Source organism: Flavobacterium sp. NKUCC04_CG (assembly GCF_019345525.1).
Classification (GTDB): domain Bacteria; phylum Bacteroidota; class Bacteroidia; order Flavobacteriales; family Flavobacteriaceae; genus Flavobacterium.
The window spans coordinates 131,017-151,679 of sequence record NZ_JAHKRA010000004.1; the positions used below are offsets into that span (position 1 = coordinate 131,017).

Consider the following 20,663-nt stretch of genomic DNA (forward strand, 5'->3'; position numbering starts at 1 on the left):
TTATGTTTAAAGTGCCTAAAAAAAAATGGATCGTCTCCTAAGTTGAGATGATCCATTTTTTTGTAGTATACTCAGAAAATACCGCAGCGATCTTGGTGCAACAACTGCGGTTATTCTCAATGTTTTTATTTACCAGATGTGAACGCGGTTCTCCGGTTTGATGAAAAGTTTATCACCTTCCTTAATATCAAAAGCGGTATAAAAAGCATCAACATGTTGAAGCGGTACATAAGCTCTGTACATACCCGGTGCGTGTGGGTCTGTTTTTACTTGATTTTTAAGTGCTTCGTCACGAGATTTTGTTCTCCAAATCGTAGCCCAAGAGATAAAGAAACGTTGCTCTGGTGTAAAACCATCAATTAAACCTGGGTTTCCATTGGCTTTAAGATATAATTGTAAACCGTCATAAGCAGCATTAACACCACCTAAGTCACCGATATTTTCGCCTAAAGTAAATTTACCATCTACAAAGAAACCTTTTAGCGGTTCCAATTTGCTGTATTCTGCAGCTAGTGCATCACCCAATTTAGTAAAACGAACCAAATCTTGGTCGGTCCACCAGTTTGATAAGTTTCCGTTAGCATCGTAGCGAGCTCCAGAATCGTCAAATCCATGTGAAATTTCATGTCCGATTACCGCGCCAATTCCACCGTAGTTAATAGCTTCATCTGCTTTGTAATCGTAGAAAGGCGGTTGTAAAATCGCCGCAGGGAATACGATTTCATTGTAAGACGGGTTAAAGTAGGCATTTACCGTTTGTGGTGCCATACCCCAACGCGTTTTATCTACAGGTTTACCATAGTCTTCTATGTTTCTTTCCGTTTGCCATACCGATACATTTCTCATATTATCGAAAAAAGTTCCGCCATTTTTTGCGTTTTTAACGGTCAATTTTGAATAGTCTTTCCACTTGTCTGGGTAACCAATTTTAACGGTAAACTTATTCAATTTTTCAATCGCACCTTTTTTAGTGCTTTCTGCCATCCAAGGAAGGTTATTGATCCTTACTTTATAAGCTTCAATAACATTGTCAATCATCGCTTTTGCTTTCGCTTTCGCTTCTGCAGGGAATTTTTTCTCTACATACAATTTCCCTAAAGCTTCACCAACAGTGGCATTCACTACAGCTAAAGCACGTTCTTCAATCGGTCTTTGCTCAACAGCGCCTTGAAGTGTTTTGCTGTAAAACTCCCAATTTGCTTTTTCGATAGCAGTGGTTAGTTTATCCGATGAATCATTGACTAAAGTCCATTTCATATAGGCCTTAATATCATTGATATCGCTTGTTTTTAAAAGTGCCTCAACCGCTTTCATATAACGCGGCTCTGAAACAACGATTACATCCAGATTTTGGATTCCCGATGAGGTGATATACTGATTCCAATCAATAGTAGGAGTCATTTTTTGCAACTCCGCTAATTTCATTGGATTGTATGTTTTTCTGTCGTCTCTGCGTTCTACACGGTCTAATTGAGGTTTGGCTAATGCCGTTTCAAGACTTAATACCTTAGCCGCATTTTTCTTTGCTGCTTCGGGCGTTTCTCCTACAATTTGAAGCATTCTAGACACGTGAGCAACATATTTCTCACGTTTGTCTTTCATATCTGCATCTTGTAAAATATAATAATCGCGATCAGGTAATCCTAATGGACCTGTTCCCAAGTAAACGGTGTTTTTGTTGGAGTCTTTAGCGTCTGCATACACATAAGCGCTATAAAAACCCAAACTACCCTCTTTGGATAATTCTGAAATTAAAGCAATTGCTTCCTTTGCATTGGTTAAAGCGTCAATCTTTGCTAAATAGGGAGCTAAAGGTGTGATGCCACTTTTGTTTCTAGCTACCGTGTCCATATAGGTTTCATAAACGGCTACTGCTTTCGCTTGATCCGATTTAGGGTCCAACTTGGTATTGGCAACCGCTTCTTTTAAAATAGCCAAAGCGTCTTTGTCAGTGTTTTGTCTCAATTCATCGAAACTTCCCCAACGCGTTCTATCTGCTGGAATTTCGGTTTTGTCGTACCAAGTACCGTTTACATATCTAAAAAAATCATCGCCTGGTTTTACAGACTTATCCATGTATTCCAAAACAATACCATGCTTTTCAGTAGGCGTTTCGGCTTTTACTTCTTCCGCCTTTTTATCCTTGCAGGCAACCATAGCTAGCGTAGCGGCAGAAAACAATAATAACTTCTTGTTCATTATATTCTGGTTTTTTGTTTAAAAAATTGTTTACAAACAAAAGTATGAATTAATTGGTTAGCATAGCGATTATTTTGTCGGGTGCTTTACGGACACAAATAAAGCGGTAATCGAACTAGTGACTTCGTTTAGATCATTGATGATTAAAATGAGCTTTTTTTGTGTAATTAGTCGTTCGCACTAAAACCTTTATCTTCTTTTTAACCTATAGTTACCAAGTCATTTTGTAAATTCGCAAAAAAAAATAATCATGGGAGCATTTTTTAAAAAATACCGCTATTTCTTTTTGTTTTTCTTTTTGTTGTGTGTGGGGATCATGATCATGTTTTATAATGCTTTGGCATGGCGTAAAACCTTACCGGTTTATACCCCGTCCATGGTCAATCCAGAATTGGTAGATACCTTGATTCAACATCAGGCCAACAAACAAAAACACCGTATAGCACCGTTTAAATTTGTCAATCAAAACGGTGACACCATTACCAATAAAGATTATGAAGAAACCATTTATGTAGCTGATTTCTTTTTTACAACCTGTACAACCATTTGCCCGATTATGGGAGATAATATGGTTTGGTTGCAAAATCAGATTAAAGACATGCCCAATGTAAAGTTATTATCGCATACCGTAACACCAGATATAGATAGCGTTCCGGTTTTAAAAGCCTATGCCGAGCACAAAGGAGTTCTAGATGCCAAGTGGAATTTGGTTACTGGAAATAAAAAAGACATCTATTATTTGGCCAGACAATCGTATTTAGCAGTAAAAACAGGTTCTGTAGATGAGATGTACGATATGGTACATACCGAAAACTTTATCTTAGTGGATCGAAAAGGACGTATTCGCGGGTTTTATGACGGTACCAATTTGGACACTCCCGATAAGGAGAGTAAAAACGTAAAACAATTATTAGAAGATATCAAGTGGTTGGATACACATGAATCGAAATAATGAAGGAAAAAGTCGTGTCTAAGAGGGCAAATTGACTTTGAAAGTAGAAAAAAGGGTGGGTTATCCTTTTTAATTACTTATTTTTGCAATATGAATTAAATCTAAATAAAAATGGAGGTCACCTTAGACATATTGGGTAAAAACCAAAAGGCAATCATAGTAGATTTTGATATGGAGCATATCCCGTTGAAATTATTAGAGATGGGTTGTTTACCAGGAAACCAAGTGGAATTGCTAGAAGTAGCTCCGTTAGGCGACCCCTTATATCTGTGCATCAATGAAACACATATAGCGATCAGAAAGGAATTGGCTAAGGAAATCCGTATAGAAATTAGAAAATAATTGTTGATGAAATCAAATTTAAAAGTTGCTTTAATCGGCAATCCGAACGTTGGTAAAACATCGGTTTTTAATGCCTTAACGGGTTTAAATCAAAAAGTAGGAAATTATCCTGGAATAACAGTCGAAAAGAAAGTGGGTTCTAGCAGGTTATCGGATTCGATAACGGCTACCATCATCGATTTGCCGGGAACATATAGTATTAATCCGAGTTCTGTTGACGAACAAATCGTATCGGATTTGTTGTTAGACAAAAAGAATCCATTTTATCCCGATGTAGCCGTAGTGGTTTCTGAGGTGGAAAATCTTAAGCGAAACCTGCTTTTGTTTACTCAGATAAAAGACCTTGGAATTCCGACTATTTTGGCTATCAATATGGCGGATCGTATGGAGCTTAAGGGCATTTCCATCGATATTGCTGCCTTAGAGTCTCAATTAAAAACCAAAATCGTTTTAATTAGCGCCCGTCGGAAGGAGGGTATAAGTACATTAAAAGAAGCTATTATCGATTTTAAATCTATTGATTTAGAGCCGTCTTTACAGGCTTCTCAGATTGATCGAGTTTTCTTCGACCAATTGCAGGCTGCTTTTCCCGAAGAGCCTTTATATAAATTATGGTTGGTTTTTACACAAAATCTTCATTTGGGCGCCCTTAATCGATCGGCTATTGAAGTTAAAGGTTTGATATATAAAGAGGCTGACATCAAAAGATTGCAGCAAAAAGAGGTGGTTAAACGCTATCAGTTTATCAACGACGTCTTAAAAAAATCATACCTTGTTGACTCGAGTAAAGCCAAAGATCTTCGCAGTCGTTTAGATAGAGTGCTGACTCATAAGGTTTATGGTTATTTGATTTTCTTTGCGATACTCTTATTGATTTTCCAAGCTATTTTTGAATGGGCTAGTGTGCCTATGGACTTTATCGACGAGTCGTTTTCCTCGCTAAGCTCTTGGCTTAAAGAGGTGATGGAACCGGGGAAATTAACCGATTTGATTGCCGACGGTATCATACCCGGTATTGGCGGAATCATGCCGTTTATACCGCAAATTGCTATATTATTTATGTTTATAGCCATTTTGGAAGAAACGGGTTATATGAGTCGGGTGGTTTTTTTAATGGACCGTATCATGCGTCCATTTGGCTTGAGCGGAAAAAGTGTGGTGCCTTTAATTTCGGGTAATGCTTGTGCCATACCGGCAATCATGTCGGCGCGTAATATAGAAAATTGGAAAGAGCGTTTGTTAACCATATTGGTAACGCCTTTTACCACTTGTTCAGCGCGTTTGCCGATTTATGTTATCATCATTGCTTTGGTGATTCCAGACCAAAAATTATTTGGATTTTTTAGTTTACAGGGACTTACTTTGGGACTTTTATACCTGATTGGTTTTTTTGCAGCTTTGGCTGCGGCTTGGGTACTGAACAAAGTGATAAAAGCCGAGGCAAAAACTTATTTTGTAGTAGAAATGCCAGGCTATAAAATGCCTATACTAAAGAATGTATTGTTAACCATGCTCGAAAAAACCAAAGCCTTTGTTTATGGAGCAGGTAAAATTATATTTGTACTTTCCATTATTATCTGGTTTTTGGGAGCTCACGGTCCGGGTGAAAAATTTAACAATGCCGAGGAAATCGTTGCCGAAAAATATGCCGAACAACATTATAGCGCAGAAGAATTAGATGAGCATATTGCTAGTTATCAATTAGAAAATTCGTATATTGGTATTATAGGTAAGGGAATAGAACCCGTTATTAGACCTTTGGGTTATGACTGGAAAATTGGAATTGCCGTTCTTACCTCATTTGTGGCTAGAGAGGTTTTTGTAGGAACTTTGGCTACAATATACAACGTGGGCTCTACCGATGAAGAAGAAACGATAAAGAACAGAATGGCAGATGAAGTAAGACCAAACGGTGAAAAAGTGTTTGATTTTGCTACGGGTATTTCGTTGTTGTTGTTTTATGCCTTTGCCATGCAATGTGCCTCAACGGTAGCGATTACAAAGAGAGAAACCAATTCTTGGAAATGGACGCTCTTTCAACTGGTTTTTATGACCGTGTTTGCTTATGTGGTTGCGTTGGTAGCCTATCAATTATTAAAATAATAAAGTATGAATTATCAAGAAATTATAGCATATAGTTTAGTGGCTTTAGCAGTAGTCATCTTGTTAAAGAAGTTTTTTTGGAAACCTAAAAAAGGGAACGATCAAGATACTTCTTGTGGCAGTGGCGGTTGCGGCTGTAGCTAAAATAATCAATAAAAAACCGGAATTGTATTTCGGTTTTTTTGTACCCGAGAATTGGCTATATGGAAGTTGTCTGAGACAGACCAAGGATCAATAAAATAAGGATACAAACTGCGACCACTGTTTCATATACCATCAAAACGTTTCTATTACTGCGATAGTACAAAAGGGTATTTGCAACTATTCTACTTAAGAACACCAGGCTAAACGCACTAAAGTAATAAAATGAGTTTGCAGCGATTAAACCTGAAAAATCGCCCTTTAAAATCGATTTAAAATCTCTGGTTAAACCGCAAGTGGGACAGTTTATCCCGTAGTTTTTTTGATAATAACAACTCGGTGTAACGGGACTGAAGAGCAACCATAGTAATCCAGCCATAAAGAGCACCAACAACGTATAGTTGATGATGCGGTAGGACTGTATTGAGGAACTATTTAGTGGCATTGTTAGGGACTAGAGTGTCTTGATACTCGTAAGCAGCATCGTCGTTGTCTGGCTCGGCAAAGATGGTATCTCTGTCGATGATATAGGGCAATTCTTCTTGGTATTGATTGGGGATGTTTTTAGCTATCTTGGCCAATACAAAATATTGTAGACCGGCAATGGCACAGCCTAATAGAGCCAAAATTAGCCCTATGGTCGCAAATAATTTAGACTGATGGTGTTGGATAGAAATAATCAGGGCAGTGGTGGAAAGCACGATAGCTACTATCCCAAATACAATTGCCATAACCCCCACGCAAGGTAGAAAAGATATTAATAGCGTAAGTATTCCCAGCACAAAACCGATGATTCCCAGGGCTTGTGATGTCGACTTATACGGACTTGTTGTCGTGTTTTCCATAACTAATGATAAATGGTTACTCCGTTGTTTTTACAAATAAATTACTGGCAATCTTCTTGGAAATAGTCATGGTAACACCGTTGATTTTTACCCGATATGATTGATCAAAGACTTCGATGTCTAAAATTTCAATTTCACTGCCCAACGACATATTTTGCTTGTCTAAATATTGTAAAAAACTGCTCGAAGAATCTTTTACTCCCACACAAATACAGACGATATTCTTTTTTACGTCGGATAATAATAATTTATTGACGGTTTTTATCTCTCCTTTGGCATTGGGAATCGGATCGCCGTGCGGATCTTCCGTAGGGAAACCCAAATAGGCATCGAGTTTATTGATGAGTTTTTCCGATTTAATATGCTCCAATTCTTCGGCTACATCGTGAACTTCATCCCATGAAAAATCGAGTTTTTCCACTAAAAAAACCTCCCAAAGACGGTGCTTTCTAACGATCATTTTAGCGGCCATCAAGCCTTGTTCTGTTAAGGTAACTCCTTGATACTTCTGGTATTCTATCAGTTTTTTGTCGTTCAGTTTTTTAATCATATCAGTCACAGACGAAGCCTTGGTTTCAATCTTAGCAGCAATGGCATTAGTAGCCACTCCCTTTTTTTGAAAGAGCGAAAGATGGTAAATCGTTTTGAGGTAGTTTTCTTCAGAATAGGTCAGCATGATAATATTTTTTATAAAATACAAAAGTACATTCTTTTTTATTAATGAAATAATATTTAGATTTGTCTAAAAATTAATTTAAACTAATTTAAATAAATACTTATGAGGGCACTAATACTTGTTCTTTTATTGGGGGTAATTCCTTCAAATCTACTCGCTCAAACCGGAATAAAGGGGCGGGTTTCCTCCGGCGAAAATGCGTTGGTAGAAGCCAAGATTACAATGGCGCAAACCACTTTGGGAACGCTGACAGATGAAGCGGGTTTTTATAAATTTGAGGCATTAGAACCGGGTAGTTACAACCTGGTCGTTGAATACGTGGGTTATAAAACGGTGAAAAAGAAATTGGAGGTTGTAGCGGGGAAACTGACAACCTGGGATTTTGATTTGCCGTTAGATTCCGATTTAAATGAAATTGTAGTTTCGGCAACTCTAAAACCGGTATTAAAATCGGAATCGGTGGTTCCTGTAGAAATTTATACGCCTAAGTTTCTTCAGAAAAATCCGACTTCTTCCTTGTTTGATGCTGTGCGCTTAATTAACGGCGTTCAGCCGCAATTAAATTGCAACGTATGTAATACTGGGGACATTCATATCAACGGAATGGAAGGGCCCTATACGATGATTTTGATTGACGGTATGCCTATCGTTTCATCCCTATCATCTGTTTATGGGTTAAGCGGTATTCCAAATAGTTTAATCGAACGCATAGAGGTGGTCAAAGGACCGGCTTCTTCTTTATACGGTACCGAGGCTATGGGTGGAATTATCAATGTGATAACCAAAAATGCCAAATCGGCACCCTTGTTGAGTTTGGATGGATTTACTACCAGTTGGTTGGAGACGAACTTGGATGCAGCTATGAAATTCAAACTGGGAGAAAAGACCCATAGTTTATTGGGAGTAAATTATTTTAAATACGGAGAGCGCAAAGATTTAAATAAAGATGGTTATACCGATGTAACCTTGCAAGATCGTATTTCGTTGTTTAACAAATGGAATTTCGATAGGTCGGACGAACGCAGCGCAAGTATGGCTATACGTTACCTTTATGAAGATCGTTGGGGTGGGGAAAATCACTGGAATCGCGAACGCGATCGTGGCGGAGATCAAGTCTATGGCGAAAGTATTTTTACCAACAGATTTGAAGCGATAGGTATGTATCAATTGCCAACTACACCAAATATTTATACACAGTTTTCTTACAACTGGCATCAGCAAAATTCTTTTTACGGTATAGAATCGTATCAGGCCAAACAGCAAGTGATTTTTGGGCAGGCCTATTGGGATACAGCATGGAAAAACCACAGTTTGCTTTTAGGAGCTTCTTATAAATATACTTATTATGATGATAATACTCGGGGAACGGGTATTTATGACGAAGAGGGTTTGGTGGAAAACGACCCGATGAAACGCCCTAATCTAGGCTTGTTTGTTCAGGATGAATGGAGTTTAAACAAACAGCATAAATTGTTGTTGGGATATCGCTTGGATTACGATAGAGTGCATAAGGAAATTCATTCTCCGAGAATTGGTTATAAATATATGCCGTCAAGTCATCATATACTACGGGCTAGTTTTGGAACGGGCTTTCGGGTAGTCAATGTATTTACCGAAGACCACAGAGCACTTACAGGAGCGAGAGAAGTGGTTTTTGCCGAAGCCTTAGATCCGGAGAAATCGTATAATGGGAATTTAAATTACACTTGGAAAGTTCCCGCTTCTTTTGGAGTAATTAGCTTTGATGCAACAGCTTTTTATTCGTATTTCACCAATAAAATTGATGCGGATACCGATACGGATCAGACTAAAATTATATATGATAATTTAGACGGGCATGCTATTTCTCAAGGCTTGTCCCTTAATGTGGATGTAGTGTTTGATTTTCCTTTAAAATTGATGATGGGTGCAACCTATATGGATGTGTATCGTAAAGAAGAGGGGGAAAAGAACCCCTTGTATCATGCTCCAAAGTGGTCTGGGAACCTTTTGGCAACCTATGATTTCGGAAGTGGTTTTTCTACTGACTTAACGGGAAATTGGACTGGTTCCATGCGTTTACCTAGAGTAGAAGACGATTACCGACCGGAATATTCGCCTTGGGTTGTTTTGGCTAACATTCAAATTACCAAAAAGTTTAACGAACGTTTTGAACTTTACGGCGGAGTCAAAAACCTATTCAATACGCTGCCAAAAGAAGATGTTATTGCCCGTTGGTGGGATCCGTATGGAGAGCCTGGCAATGGCATCGAACCACCTGCGGGAAGAACAGATGTAATTTTTGAACCCAACGACTACAGTTATACACCTTTACAGGGAATTCAAGGGTTTTTGGGATTGAGATATACCGTGTTTTAAGTAATGTCGTAGGTAATTAATGGTTGCAAATTAAAAGGAAGGATAGATTTGTTACAACCTAAAAGTAAATTGACGACTCGAGGCTTTAGCCGAACGGGCGAAGCAATAAACGAAAAAGCAAGAGAAATGAACTATTGGATTTGGATAATTGGATTGTGGAGTTTAGTAAGTGTAGCGCAAATAAAGACGACCACTTTTGCAGAAATTGAGCAATTGATGGAACAGCAACCTCGTCCGTTATTGGTGTTCTTTTATACCGATTGGTGTAGCTATTGCGAATTGATGAAGCAAAAAACTTTCGCAGATCCGAAAATCATACAGGAGTTAAATGAGAATTACTATGTGATTTTCTTCGATGGGGAGTCCAAAGAGCCGCTTAAATGGAATAATCAGAATATGGCGTTTAAAAAAAGCGGATTAAAATCGGGAAGCCATCAGCTGACAACCCATTTTGCCGAGCAAAAGGGAAGGGTTACGTATCCATCTTTAGTTTTTTTAGATTCCAATTTTCAAAAGGTATTCCAACAAAACACTTATCTCAAAGCGTCTGAATTACACGCACTTTTAGAAGTAATTTATTGATTGTATTATTTTTTTTTGCTGAAAACGGCACTCTCAAAAGGGTGCCGTTTTTTATTTCGATGTTTGGTTTACAAAAGAGAAGGAGAGTCTATGTGGAACTACGGCTATATAAAAATTGATTTATAGCAAAGATCTTGGGATGATTTAACCGTTGTGTCTTCCATTTATAAAATCCCGATATTCTATGGTATCGTTAATTTGTGGTTAAAATTAGGCTGTAAAAATTATTTCTATGAAGGTTTAGTGTTAGTTTTCCGTTCTATTTAACGACTATCTAAACAAATATAAAATGATGCGGTTTATTTCTATGGTATTGGTTTTAATTTCTGTGAATGCTTTTGCAATCAATAGAACGGAGCAATTGAATTCGTTTATAAAAATATGGGGAGTAGTGAAATACATGCATCCAGAGGCGAGTCGTGGTGCTTATGATATGAATAAAGAATTTGTTGAAAAATACGAACAAATTACAAAGGGGATCAATCAACAAGAATTTGAACAAAATATACTGAGTTGGATAGAACATTTTGACTCCAAGAGAAACCATTATAATACCACCCAAAATCAGCATATTGAAATTTATGCGGATTACCATTGGATTTCAAACTTCGGAAGTCCTTTGCAAAACAAACTAAAAACTATAATAAACAATGATAATACCGGCGATTATTATGCAAAGCTCAGAAAAATGACTTCTTATGTTAGTTTAGAAGACGAGAGTAAGACATTTGCTTTTAATCAGGATATCAAATCACATCAATTGTTGTTATTGGCTTCATTTTGGAATGCGATGCAATTTTGGAACGTCAACATCACTTTAAACGATAAAGCTTGGAATTTGGTTTTAGAGGAAACTGTTGAGCAATTTGAATCGAGTAAAACAACCACTGATTTTGAACGGATAAAAGACAATTTACTGGCCAATATCAATGATTCGCATTCCGATAATCTAGATATTAGTTTAGTCGTAAACCGAATGAAGTACTATCCGGTATTTGGAGGGAAAATTATTAATGATTCTTTGGTGATTACGGAAATTCGCGATTTGCCAAAAGCCCAAGTTCAGGGAGTTGCCTTAGGTGATGTAGTTGTTGGAATAGACGATATGACCGTGGCGGCCTATATTTCTAAAAACTTTCATTTATGCAGTTCGAACGGCAGTTCAATCAGGGCGAGAATTCAAAGAATTTTATTACTTGCATCGGACAAGCGAACTATCAAGATTAGTTTATTAAAACGGGAATCAGGATTGGTTGTTGACAAAGAAATACCGCTATACGAACCGAGTGAAATAAACTATACTCAAGCATCTTTAATGCCGAGTTCTTTTTTGAGTTCTACCTACACTAGTGTTAATGATGAAATAGGCTATATCAACTTGCAAAGCATAACGGGAAAAACATTAAAAAAAGCCTTGACAGCATTCAAAGATAGCAAGGGAATCATTGTTGATTTACGCACACATCCGGCCAATCTTGTAATCAGGGATATCGATCATTTAGTTTCAGATAAAAAGAGGTTTTTGAAAATATTGGCGCCTGTAGGACCAGCTAAACGAGCTTTTCAAGACGATAATATTGCTGAGAAGATCGCCGGAAGTGCTGTAGTTGTATATGGCAAAAAGGAATCCTTTAAGGGTATAGTGGTTTTATTAGTAGATAGAGGAACACAGAGTAAAGCAGAGTACTTGGGAGCGGCTATACAACAAAATGACAACTGTTATACTATAGGCGAACAGACCTCAGGGGCTATTATGAATTCAAATCATTACCAACTGCTCAACGGACAAACCTTTGTTTTTACCAATTATATGGCGATGGATGTAAGCGGTAATTATACATTGCAACGCAATGGTTTAAAACTGGATAAAGCACTGCAAGAGCATACACTGAATTACAAACCATCACTCTATATTGATGAAGCGATAAAGTATATACAAACAGCAGCGATAGAATAAAAGAGAAGGATGCCATCATCTAAATAATTTTGCTTCCTATTTTTTTTCAATAACAACCTTTAATGTGGTTCCTGTTCCCTTTTTTGATTCGATGTTCCAGCTACCTCCCAGTTCCTTGACGCGTTCATCAAAATTCCGCAGGCCAATACCTTTATTTGATTTGGACGTATTAAAACCAACCCCATTATCTTGAATTTTGATTATAATTGAAGTAGCGTTTTCCAATACAACAATAAAACATTGAGTAGCTTCTGCGTGTTTTAAAACGTTTTGAATGGCTTCTTGAAGCAAGCGATATATGTTTATTTTTTGATCATAGCTAAAAGGCGACCAATCTAGATTTTTAGCGATTAATGATTCAAATGCCGTAGTGGTTGTCGATTGTTTGTCGATTAAATTCTCAATAACCTGAGAGAAATTGGATTGTGCAAAAGTATTGTCTTTCAAATTGTGGGAAATCTGTCTTATTTGTTCTGAAGCGCTTTCTAAATCAGCAACTAATTGTTCTTTTTGTTGGCTGTTTGAGTTCAAATGCAGTTTGATACTAAACAAGGTATTGATGATTCCATCGTGTAATTCCTTAGCGATACGGTTTCGTTCTTGGAGCAACAGTTGTTGGCCGAGTTCGTCCTGTTGTAATAATAATCTATAGATGACTTCTTTGGAATTTTGCTGGTCTTGTATATAGCGCAGTTGCCTGTTTTTTGCTTTTAGGCGGATAATAAAAAAGACGGCAAGTGACAAAATTAAAAACACCCCTAATGCCATCATCAACAGCGATACGCGGCGAACTAAAATTTCATTTTTTTGTTCCATTTCATTGGTTTCATATTCGATACGGGCAAACTTATTTCGGGTTTGTATCTCCTTAACTCGGATGCTGTCGTTCGTTTTAAAATGTAAGTCGGAATAAAATTGGCTTTTTTCGGCATCGTAGTTCGAAAGTAATTTTAGACTTCGCAAGATCTCATCGTGGCTTTGGGTCTCCTTTGCTAAACTGTAAGCTTCTTTCCAGTATTTTAGGGAAGTCGCGGTATCTTTAATGTGGATATAATAGTCGCCTAAACGAATTTTACTAGTGATAATTCCCGGTTTTAATTGTAAACTATCGCGTATGCTTAGAGCTGCTATCAACAGGGGAAATGCTTTTTTATGTTGGTTTTGAAGCATATAATTATTGCCAAGATTGTTGAGAAGCATGGCGTATAGTGCTGGTTTTTCCGTCTTTAAATTTGGGGTAGTTAGCCCTTTTTGATAGAGGTTCTCCGCTTGTTTAAATTCGGATAGTTTATCATAGGTATTACCCATATTATTGTAGCAATTGACTAGAGAATAGTGTAAATCCTCGGGGTCCATATCGGTTTGTTTTAGCTGATTTAAGGTTTCTAAGGCCTTATACTGGTAAAGTAGCGCTTCTTTGTGTTGGGCATTCTGACTTAAAGTAATTGCCAACAAATTGTAACTCTGGTACAAATAGCGTATATCAGTAGTGTTTTGTAACAAGTGTAAGGTTTTGAGAATTTCTGCTTCACTCTCATTATAGAGCCCTTCATCAAACAAAATACCCGCCTTATATAGTGAGGTTTTGGCCTGTTTTAGAGTGTCGTTCAGTAAGTGATAGAGATTGGTAGATTTGGAATAATAGTAATATGCGCTATCGGGCTGACTGATTTCGTCATAATAGTCTCCAATAAAATATAGAGCCTGAGCCGTGTGTGCACTATCCTTGCTTATTTTTGATTTTTCATATAGCTTTTTAGACAGCTTGAAATAGCTTGTCTTATGTCCTAAATTGTAGGCTAACGATGCGGTTTCTATTAAGCGCTCTCGGTGTTGGCTTGTGTTTGTAGCGTTCTTAAACAGTTGACTTATAGAGTCTAGATAATTTAATTGATCGGGTACACTCGTATTGGGAGCATTTAGTTTGTTTAAATACAGTTGATAGGTGGTTGTCGCTTTTTCCGGATTATAATCATTACAACTAAAGAGTGAAAAGAGCAGTAAAATGTAGATTAAGGGAGACTTCATAAGTGTTTTTTGGCTGACTAATCGATATCCCAAAATTATATAATCTGAAGATGATTTTAAGGTCATCTTCAGATTATTATTAAAAAAATAAAAAAATTATTTCTTTTTATCTAAATCTTTACCTAAATCACCATTGTCTGAGGTTTTGTAATTTGGCAGCGGTGTTGGAATAGTGTCCGATAAACTGGTGTTGGTCAGCTCATTCTCATTGGAGTGTAATTCATCGTTGTCACTAGTACACGATTGAAGCGCTAAGGCTATACTAAAAAACCCGAAAAGTAAAAGTGCTTTTTTCATACTAAATAATTTTAAAAATTGGTTTAAAAAATTGGTGACCGCTACTCCTGTTGGAGTATCAGCGTAGAATAGCTGGGACTGGCTTATTCCGGTCAACAGCAACGCCAATTAAAACCGTGGTCTTAATAGTTCCCTCCTTGCTGTATAACCTTTTTTCGTTCGTAATTGGTGGTTATAACTACTACAAAGAAAGTATAGTGGGTTTGAAAAAAGCGAGATTTCCCTTGGAGTTTTGTATAAGCTAGGCGTTGACTAGTAGTGTCTTACGTTTTCGTGGTGAACGTAGGGATTATAAAAAACTAAAGTTTAAGATGGGTTAAAATATGCTCTAAGCTGTTTTTGTAATTTGGTGATATGGGAATGACTTCACCGTTGTTTAGATAGCATTTGGCTTGGCTTAAATGGATGCGTTGAACCGCAGCTATATGAACGATATAACTCTTGTGGATTCGTATAAAAAGAGCGGGTAGGTTTTCTTGAAAATATTTTAAGGTTTTCAAAGCTACCACGGTTCTACCATCCATTAAAATGATATCTGTGGTATTGTTGTCGGCTTTTAGAAAAACAATATCACTGTATTTTATAAATTTGTAGTCGCTATATGATTTTACAGATAAGTAGGAGCTTTTTTTTTCGGGAACCCTGTTCTTAAAACGAGAAAGCGAGGAACCCAATAAATGAATTTTTAAGGGTGTTAACAAATAATCCGAAAAACCGGATTGTATAGCCACTAGAGCGTCTTTGTCCGTATGGCTGAGGTAGATAAAATAGATGTAGTCAGTAAGGTATTCGTGTATGCGAGCAATGCTTTCAAAACTCAATGGACCACGGCCGTTTTGCATACTGTTTTCGGCTATAAAAACCAAAGTAGGCTTCTTTGTTAGTAAAATTTCAAAGACAGTATCGTCGTTTTTATAGACACCCAAACAATTTAAATGTGGAAAAAGTCGTAGTGCATCTACCGTTTTTTTGGATGCTATTTCATCATGGTCGATAACAATAAAACAGTTAGACATCGGTTAAAATTATTTCTGTAAAGAAAACCCCAATTAAATTTTTATATATATAGAAAAAATACCTTCTTTGTTAATAAAAAGCTAAAACATGAATTTTTTAATAGTTGACGATCACCCTCTGATTGTGGAAGGATATAGGAGCATTCTTCAAAGTGTCTTCCCTTTTTTTTGTTTTCACAAAGCACATACTGTAGATCAGGCTTTTAGTCTCATTAGACAAAACACGGAGATTGATTGTTTTATATTGGATTACGATTTGCCGATTTGTGAGATTTATGGTATTGTCAATGGGACAGATTTAGCTAGGGAAATAAGACGGTATTACCCACAGTCTAAAATTATGATGATTACGGCCCATGAGGAAATTCTAACCATTTACCATATCCATAAAAAAGCATTTCCCGATGCCTTAATGGTGAAAAAAGATGTAACAGCAGTAGTGCTGATTAAAGCATTGGAACATATTCAAAATGGCGAACGATTTTATAGTGAAACCGTTAAGAAATGTATGGCGCAAATCTCTAAAAAAGACTTGATGTGGGAAGAGAATAATATTCAAATTCTATTGTTTTTGGCCAAAGGATATAAGATTAAAAATATCAGTGAGTTAATGGGATTAAGTGGCAGTGGGGTGCAAAAACGAATTCTATTGATGAAAGAAGCTTTTGATGTGGTGGATAATGGCGGACTTGTAAGGGAAGCAGTAAAACAAGGATATATTTAATTTATCGTATCAGCCCTGTATATAAACTTTATACAACCAACTCACATCTTTTTTAGGTTTGCAGTATAAAGGGGGCTTTTAACTGTTTTTGTAGAAGGACGTAAGGTTTTTGACCTTTTATTTACGCTAAAAATTAAAAGTTTGTTTTGCTTTTTATCAATTAAAATTGTAAATTTATTAGTAGAAAAGCTTGTTGTTTAAATCCCAAATCAGGGGGTTTCTTAAGCAAAGAAAGTGTTTATAGGCTGGTTTTTTATTAGCAGCAAGAAGGATTTTTCATCAAAATAACCGTTAGTAATCGGGATATTGGGATAGAATAATATGGCCTCCTCTTCATTGTCTAAGCTTACCCCTTCAATAGTCATGGCCGTTTTTCCTTCAATGGTATTGTTAAAACTCATTAGGTGCTGAGCGTATATGTTTCCTTCAGCAACCGTATAATGCCCGTTTTCGGCAATTAGTGTAGTGCTGATGTCTTTTCCTATATAAGTTTCATGATCATTAGATGATGCGCCAAACAACAGCTCACAATTGAGATTTCCTGAAGTGTATAAAGAACCGTTTACAACGACATTTTTAGCGGTAATGTTGGCTGTTACTATAAGGGTAATTCGGTCTTCTATAAAAATATCTCCAGACAAATGAAGGTCATTCTCGATAAGAATTATTTTATTCGGTTCGCCTTCTTTAGTAGTAAATTCTAGAGATGAGGAATGGGTATTGTCTTGTATAAAAACATCAAAAGTGGTATCGTCTTTGTCGATTTGTTGATAGGAAGTACTTAAATGGGTAGCTGCCTCCGGTTCAAGCATTTGAAGAAAGGCCGTTAACATTTCTGAATTGAGATTGGTTTGAGAATAAGTTAAGGATTCCAGCGCCGTTTGCACAGCAGCGTGTAATTTTTCCGACTTGGTTTTTAAATGGTGATTTAACTGTGTTTTGGTTATCTTTTTCATAGCAAATAGGCTGCAATTCACCGCTGCAATATTAGGAGATAATAAGGCAGGGGTGAATTAGTGTTAGGTCTCGATTATCCTAAGAAATCAAATTTGTCCTCAAATATTTTTCCAAAGACAGGAATCGGTTTTTTTTGTTCATTTACAGCATTGATTACACCAAATACCCAAAGTATAAGTAAGATTAAGCTGATATAATTTAAAAAGGATAGAGCAGGAACTATAGACACAACAATAGTTAAGGCAATATTGATGATAATAGATAGTATAAAGAAGCCGAATCCCTGACGTAAGTGATAAGTAACCAAGTCGCTTTTAGGGTTTAAATCTTTGCTTTTTACAAAAGCAATCAACCATCCGATGATGGTTATATAACTTAAAATGGAAAGCGTTTTATTATTCATAATGATTTATTTTTCAGCAAATGTATTATCGAGCACTATTTCGTACAACCATGCCTTTGTGTTTGGTGCTTTTGGCTTTGTATACAACACTTTTCAGTAATAAGCTGCTTATGATTAATCGCGCATTAATTTGAAAAAGGCTTCTTTATGAGCACGCGAGATAGGAATTGATATTTTGTCTACCATTTGTACCCTGCCATCTCGGGAATAACTGCTGATGCAATTGATATTGATCAGATGCGATTGATGTATTCTAAGAAATTGGGGTGCTAGTAGCATTTCTTCATAGTGTTTGAGTGCTTTGGACACAATAATTTTTTTTCCTTCAGTTAAATAAAAGGTGGTATAAGAACCCGAGGTCTCACAGCGAATAATATCGTTAATTTTGATAACATGCATCGCTTCCTGAGTTGGTAGAACAATTCGTTCTGGCATCTTTTTGATATGGGTGGTGAAGTGTTGCAGTTGGGTTTCTAGTTCGAATCTTTCTCGTCGGTTGTCGATTCGCTCGATAGAAGTTTTGAGTTCGTCAGCATCTATGGGTTTTAGTAGGTAGTCAATAGCATTATATTTAAAGGCCCTCACGGCATGTTCTTCATAGGCTGTTGTGAATATTAAATGAAACGACTTATGAGTAATTAGATTTAAGACATCGAAACCAGTGCCGCTTTGTAGCATAATGTCCATAAAGACTAAATCGGGCTTTAAATCGTCTATTAATTTGATAGCATCGCTGGCATTGGCCGCCTGACCAATGATTTGAATTTGTTGCGGTGCTGCGATTTCTAATAATAAGGAAAGCGCTTCGCGTAAATGATGCTCGTCTTCTACAATTATCGTTTTATACATAGGTGTTATAATATTGGAATGTTTAAGGTTACGCGACAACCGGACGCTCCGGTCTGGCTTATCATATCGGTTACTTCAAGGCTGATGTATGGGTTTTTTTCTAGCATTAACGCTAGGCGTTCGTTGGTTATCTTGATGGATAACGAACGATGAGTATCTGCTGTTTTACGGTTACGCGATTCGTTTAGACCAATGCCATTGTCAACTATGGTGCAAATCAATATATTTTTTATTTCATCATATCGGAGGTGAATGTTTAGTTTTCCTCGTCTAATAGCCGTTAAGGGTTTGAGACCGTGTTCAATGGCATTTTCTATAAAGGGCTGCATGAGCAGGGGTGGAATGAGCAACTGGGAATCAAGGCCTTCTTCACAATCAATGTGATAATCAAAACTGAAATTTAGTCGCAATTGTTGCAGTTCTATATAGTTTTTCAGCGTATTTATTTCATCTTCTAAACTGATTCGCTCTTGGCGTGATTGCTCGAGTACTTGTCGCGTTAATTTGGCGAATTTTCCCAAATAGGATACCGCAGTAATACGGTCATTTTGCAAAATCATACTTTGAATATTGCCTAATAAATTAAACATAAAATGGGGGTCCATTTGCGATTGTAGTAAGCGTCTTTCAAGTGATATCTTTTCAGATAAAGCCTCAAGGGTTTCTTTTTCCATCAGTTGCACTTTCAGTTCCGAATTGATTTGTTGTTGCTGTAATATGTGTTCTCTGTTTTGGTAATACCGTTGTCTGTAATAATAAGAGCGGTACATAAAAACCAATCCGCTGAGTAAAACCGCTGAAATTCCGTAACTTAAAAAATTAATTTTTTTTTGAAGCTCGTTTTTCTTTTCCAATTGATCAATGCGCAAAAGTCTTTTTTCAGTTTCAAAACGCGCATTGGTGTTTTCCAATATCTTTTGGATATTTTCGTCGTATTTGATTTGATTGTATTCGCTAAAGAGCTGGTCGTATTGGAAATAAGCGCGATAATCGTTTTCTCGTGCAGCCAAATCTTTAAGGCAGGCGTAAAAAGAAGCAAGGAGGTTATTGTCTTTATAGGGTAAGCTGAGTTGGTAAGCAATTCCTTCTTTAAAAAGTTTTTCTGCGGTTCTATAAGCTCCTTTCTGTAGGAAATATTGTCCGCGTAAACCCAGTGAACTTCGATATATGTTGCGAAAGTTATATGTTTTACCGATCTGAGTTGCTTGTTCAAGATGGGATAGAAAAGCAGCTTCGTCAATCGGTTTTGGGCCTACCATATAGAGTGCCGCCAAATTGATATGTGCAATGCCTATATTGCTTTTGCTAATGATTTCTGATTCGGATTGCTCAATCAATTTAAGGCTGTGCTTAAAAAAGGCAACTGCGTTCTGCCAGGAAGTAGGGTCTTCAAGGCTTATGTTTTCATACAGATAGTTTCCAACTGCAAGTCGCGCGTGAAGGATGATTTCGGGGTTTTTAGTTTTTTCGGAGTAGGCAAGAGCCTCATAGGCATATTTCTTTATATTGTCTTCAGAACCAATTGAAAACAGATAAGATATATCTGCTCCCAATCTGGCGCAATGTTCATCGTCGTTGAGCTTCTCATAGATACTATAGCCCTTTAAGAGGTAATTCAATGCGGCCGTTTTGTCGTCGATATACGAAAACAAGAGCCCCATGCTCCAATTAGCATAAGCAAGAGCCCGCTCATTTTGTAAGCTTTTGGCTGTATTATAAGAAAGTTCGGTATAATAAGTGAATTTCTCAAGATTCAATTTCCCTCTATAAGTCATGGCCAAATAGGCCGCACAAATTACTTGGTCGGCTTTACTGCCTTCTTTTTCTGCTAATACGAGTGCTTCTTGCTGTAATTGCAAACTCCTAATGCTATCTGTGAATCGCAGATTATATGCATTCGTCGCCATTTTTTCCAGAGTAGAAACCTCTTGAGCCGATAAAAACTGAGGTGAAAACATGGCGAATATCAATACAAATGTCAAGGAATAATAATTCCGGTAGTAGCGCTTGGATTTGAATATATAAGAGAATAATTCTATCATACAGTTAATTAATATTTACTAATTTACTAAATAAACTATTAATAGGAATAAAATTGCTTAAATATCGTATTAATTTGTATATGATAAATCTGGGTTTGTTACTAGATTCACCTGAATTATCAAAGCCTTTGCATGCTTGTATGCTAAATACAAACGCAACAGTACTAAATGCAAATTGACAGGAACAAACGA

The 20,663-nt window shown here is 36.9% G+C and carries 19 protein-coding genes; 8 read left to right on the plus strand and 11 right to left on the minus strand.

Annotated features, from left to right (window positions below; genetic code table 11):
• Window positions 1-129: 129 nt before the first annotated feature.
• Window positions 130-2,199, minus strand: a complete 2,070-nt coding sequence (locus KO524_RS04585; protein WP_219290911.1) for a M13 family metallopeptidase — start codon at window positions 2,197-2,199, stop codon at window positions 130-132.
• A 250-nt stretch (window positions 2,200-2,449) separates the two neighbouring features.
• On the opposite strand from KO524_RS04585, the gene KO524_RS04590 reads away from it, so the two are divergent.
• The 4 genes from KO524_RS04590 to KO524_RS04605 all read left to right on the plus strand — a co-directional run bounded on the left by KO524_RS04590 (window position 2,450) and on the right by KO524_RS04605 (window position 5,740).
• Window positions 2,450-3,151: an SCO family protein gene (locus KO524_RS04590; RefSeq protein WP_219290914.1), complete on the plus strand. Its 702-nt coding sequence runs from the start codon at window positions 2,450-2,452 to the stop codon at window positions 3,149-3,151.
• 111 nt (window positions 3,152-3,262) lie between these two features.
• A complete protein-coding gene (locus KO524_RS04595; protein WP_219290917.1) occupies window positions 3,263-3,493 on the plus strand; it encodes a FeoA family protein in 231 nt (76 codons plus the stop codon).
• A 6-nt stretch (window positions 3,494-3,499) separates the two neighbouring features.
• The gene (feoB, locus tag KO524_RS04600; protein ID WP_219290920.1) at window positions 3,500-5,596 is read left to right on the plus strand and encodes a ferrous iron transport protein B; all 2,097 of its coding nucleotides are present in this window, start codon (window positions 3,500-3,502) and stop codon (window positions 5,594-5,596) included.
• 6 nt (window positions 5,597-5,602) lie between these two features.
• Window positions 5,603-5,740 (plus strand): FeoB-associated Cys-rich membrane protein, encoded by a 138-nt coding sequence (locus KO524_RS04605; RefSeq protein ID WP_219290923.1) that lies wholly within the window; start codon window positions 5,603-5,605, stop codon window positions 5,738-5,740.
• A 55-nt stretch (window positions 5,741-5,795) separates the two neighbouring features.
• On the opposite strand, the gene KO524_RS15490 is transcribed toward KO524_RS04605, so the two are convergent.
• The 3 genes from KO524_RS15490 to KO524_RS04620 are packed head-to-tail and all read right to left on the minus strand — an operon-like array spanning window position 5,796 to window position 7,258.
• Complete coding sequence (locus KO524_RS15490; RefSeq protein ID WP_219290925.1) at window positions 5,796-6,182, minus strand: DUF2752 domain-containing protein; 387 nt, start codon at window positions 6,180-6,182, stop codon at window positions 5,796-5,798.
• Complete coding sequence (locus KO524_RS04615; protein WP_219290928.1) at window positions 6,169-6,582, minus strand: hypothetical protein; 414 nt, start codon at window positions 6,580-6,582, stop codon at window positions 6,169-6,171. Before KO524_RS04615 ends, KO524_RS15490 begins: the two co-directional genes overlap by 14 nt.
• A gap of 16 nt (window positions 6,583-6,598) precedes the next feature.
• Window positions 6,599-7,258 (minus strand): metal-dependent transcriptional regulator, encoded by a 660-nt coding sequence (locus KO524_RS04620; protein WP_219290931.1) that lies wholly within the window; start codon window positions 7,256-7,258, stop codon window positions 6,599-6,601.
• 102 nt (window positions 7,259-7,360) lie between these two features.
• Here KO524_RS04620 and KO524_RS04625 point away from each other — a divergent pair, with 102 nt between their 5' ends.
• The 3 genes from KO524_RS04625 (at window position 7,361) to KO524_RS04635 (ending at window position 12,155) form a co-directional block, all read left to right on the plus strand.
• A complete protein-coding gene (locus KO524_RS04625; RefSeq protein ID WP_255555139.1) occupies window positions 7,361-9,616 on the plus strand; it encodes a TonB-dependent receptor in 2,256 nt (751 codons plus the stop codon).
• Between the two features lie 126 nt (window positions 9,617-9,742).
• Entirely contained in the window at window positions 9,743-10,198 is a 456-nt protein-coding gene (locus KO524_RS04630; protein WP_219290934.1) for a thioredoxin fold domain-containing protein, read from the plus strand.
• A 289-nt stretch (window positions 10,199-10,487) separates the two neighbouring features.
• Window positions 10,488-12,155 (plus strand): S41 family peptidase, encoded by a 1,668-nt coding sequence (locus KO524_RS04635; protein WP_219290937.1) that lies wholly within the window; start codon window positions 10,488-10,490, stop codon window positions 12,153-12,155.
• Window positions 12,156-12,191: 36 nt separating this feature from the next.
• Here KO524_RS04635 and KO524_RS04640 read toward each other — a convergent pair whose 3' ends face one another.
• From KO524_RS04640 to KO524_RS04650, 3 genes are all read right to left on the minus strand, one after another.
• On the minus strand, window positions 12,192-14,249 hold the full coding sequence (locus KO524_RS04640) for a tetratricopeptide repeat-containing sensor histidine kinase (protein WP_219290940.1): 2,058 nt from the start codon (window positions 14,247-14,249) through the stop codon (window positions 12,192-12,194).
• 30 nt (window positions 14,250-14,279) lie between these two features.
• A complete protein-coding gene (locus KO524_RS04645) occupies window positions 14,280-14,480 on the minus strand; it encodes a hypothetical protein (protein ID WP_219290943.1) in 201 nt (66 codons plus the stop codon).
• A 299-nt stretch (window positions 14,481-14,779) separates the two neighbouring features.
• Window positions 14,780-15,496, minus strand: a complete 717-nt coding sequence (locus KO524_RS04650; RefSeq protein ID WP_219290946.1) for a LytTR family DNA-binding domain-containing protein — start codon at window positions 15,494-15,496, stop codon at window positions 14,780-14,782.
• Window positions 15,497-15,584: 88 nt separating this feature from the next.
• On the opposite strand from KO524_RS04650, the gene KO524_RS04655 reads away from it, so the two are divergent.
• Complete coding sequence (locus KO524_RS04655) at window positions 15,585-16,220, plus strand: response regulator transcription factor (protein WP_219290949.1); 636 nt, start codon at window positions 15,585-15,587, stop codon at window positions 16,218-16,220.
• A gap of 221 nt (window positions 16,221-16,441) precedes the next feature.
• Here the strand turns inward: KO524_RS04655 and KO524_RS04660 are convergent, their stop codons facing one another.
• From KO524_RS04660 to KO524_RS04675, 4 genes are all read right to left on the minus strand, one after another.
• A complete protein-coding gene (locus KO524_RS04660) occupies window positions 16,442-17,176 on the minus strand; it encodes a hypothetical protein (protein WP_219290951.1) in 735 nt (244 codons plus the stop codon).
• A 74-nt stretch (window positions 17,177-17,250) separates the two neighbouring features.
• Complete coding sequence (locus KO524_RS04665; RefSeq protein WP_219290954.1) at window positions 17,251-17,580, minus strand: DUF4870 domain-containing protein; 330 nt, start codon at window positions 17,578-17,580, stop codon at window positions 17,251-17,253.
• 114 nt (window positions 17,581-17,694) lie between these two features.
• Window positions 17,695-18,429 (minus strand): LytTR family DNA-binding domain-containing protein, encoded by a 735-nt coding sequence (locus KO524_RS04670; RefSeq protein WP_219290957.1) that lies wholly within the window; start codon window positions 18,427-18,429, stop codon window positions 17,695-17,697.
• Between the two features lie 5 nt (window positions 18,430-18,434).
• The gene (locus tag KO524_RS04675) at window positions 18,435-20,471 is read right to left on the minus strand and encodes a sensor histidine kinase (RefSeq protein WP_219290960.1); all 2,037 of its coding nucleotides are present in this window, start codon (window positions 20,469-20,471) and stop codon (window positions 18,435-18,437) included.
• Between the last annotated feature and the right edge of the window lie 192 nt (window positions 20,472-20,663).

Coding starts and splice junctions, on each gene's coding strand:
- KO524_RS04585 (WP_219290911.1), bottom strand. CDS start 2,199: ATGAACAAGAAGTTATTATTGTTTTCTGCCGCTACGCTAGCTATGGTT.
- KO524_RS04590 (WP_219290914.1), top strand. CDS start 2,450: ATGGGAGCATTTTTTAAAAAATACCGCTATTTCTTTTTGTTTTTCTTT.
- KO524_RS04595 (WP_219290917.1), top strand. CDS start 3,263: ATGGAGGTCACCTTAGACATATTGGGTAAAAACCAAAAGGCAATCATA.
- feoB (WP_219290920.1), top strand. CDS start 3,500: ATGAAATCAAATTTAAAAGTTGCTTTAATCGGCAATCCGAACGTTGGT.
- KO524_RS04605 (WP_219290923.1), top strand. CDS start 5,603: ATGAATTATCAAGAAATTATAGCATATAGTTTAGTGGCTTTAGCAGTA.
- KO524_RS15490 (WP_219290925.1), bottom strand. CDS start 6,182: ATGCCACTAAATAGTTCCTCAATACAGTCCTACCGCATCATCAACTAT.
- KO524_RS04615 (WP_219290928.1), bottom strand. CDS start 6,582: ATGGAAAACACGACAACAAGTCCGTATAAGTCGACATCACAAGCCCTG.
- KO524_RS04620 (WP_219290931.1), bottom strand. CDS start 7,258: ATGCTGACCTATTCTGAAGAAAACTACCTCAAAACGATTTACCATCTT.
- KO524_RS04625 (WP_255555139.1), top strand. CDS start 7,361: ATGAGGGCACTAATACTTGTTCTTTTATTGGGGGTAATTCCTTCAAAT.
- KO524_RS04630 (WP_219290934.1), top strand. CDS start 9,743: ATGAACTATTGGATTTGGATAATTGGATTGTGGAGTTTAGTAAGTGTA.
- KO524_RS04635 (WP_219290937.1), top strand. CDS start 10,488: ATGATGCGGTTTATTTCTATGGTATTGGTTTTAATTTCTGTGAATGCT.
- KO524_RS04640 (WP_219290940.1), bottom strand. CDS start 14,249: ATGACCTTAAAATCATCTTCAGATTATATAATTTTGGGATATCGATTA.
- KO524_RS04645 (WP_219290943.1), bottom strand. CDS start 14,480: ATGAAAAAAGCACTTTTACTTTTCGGGTTTTTTAGTATAGCCTTAGCG.
- KO524_RS04650 (WP_219290946.1), bottom strand. CDS start 15,496: ATGTCTAACTGTTTTATTGTTATCGACCATGATGAAATAGCATCCAAA.
- KO524_RS04655 (WP_219290949.1), top strand. CDS start 15,585: ATGAATTTTTTAATAGTTGACGATCACCCTCTGATTGTGGAAGGATAT.
- KO524_RS04660 (WP_219290951.1), bottom strand. CDS start 17,176: ATGAAAAAGATAACCAAAACACAGTTAAATCACCATTTAAAAACCAAG.
- KO524_RS04665 (WP_219290954.1), bottom strand. CDS start 17,580: ATGAATAATAAAACGCTTTCCATTTTAAGTTATATAACCATCATCGGA.
- KO524_RS04670 (WP_219290957.1), bottom strand. CDS start 18,429: ATGTATAAAACGATAATTGTAGAAGACGAGCATCATTTACGCGAAGCG.
- KO524_RS04675 (WP_219290960.1), bottom strand. CDS start 20,471: ATGATAGAATTATTCTCTTATATATTCAAATCCAAGCGCTACTACCGG.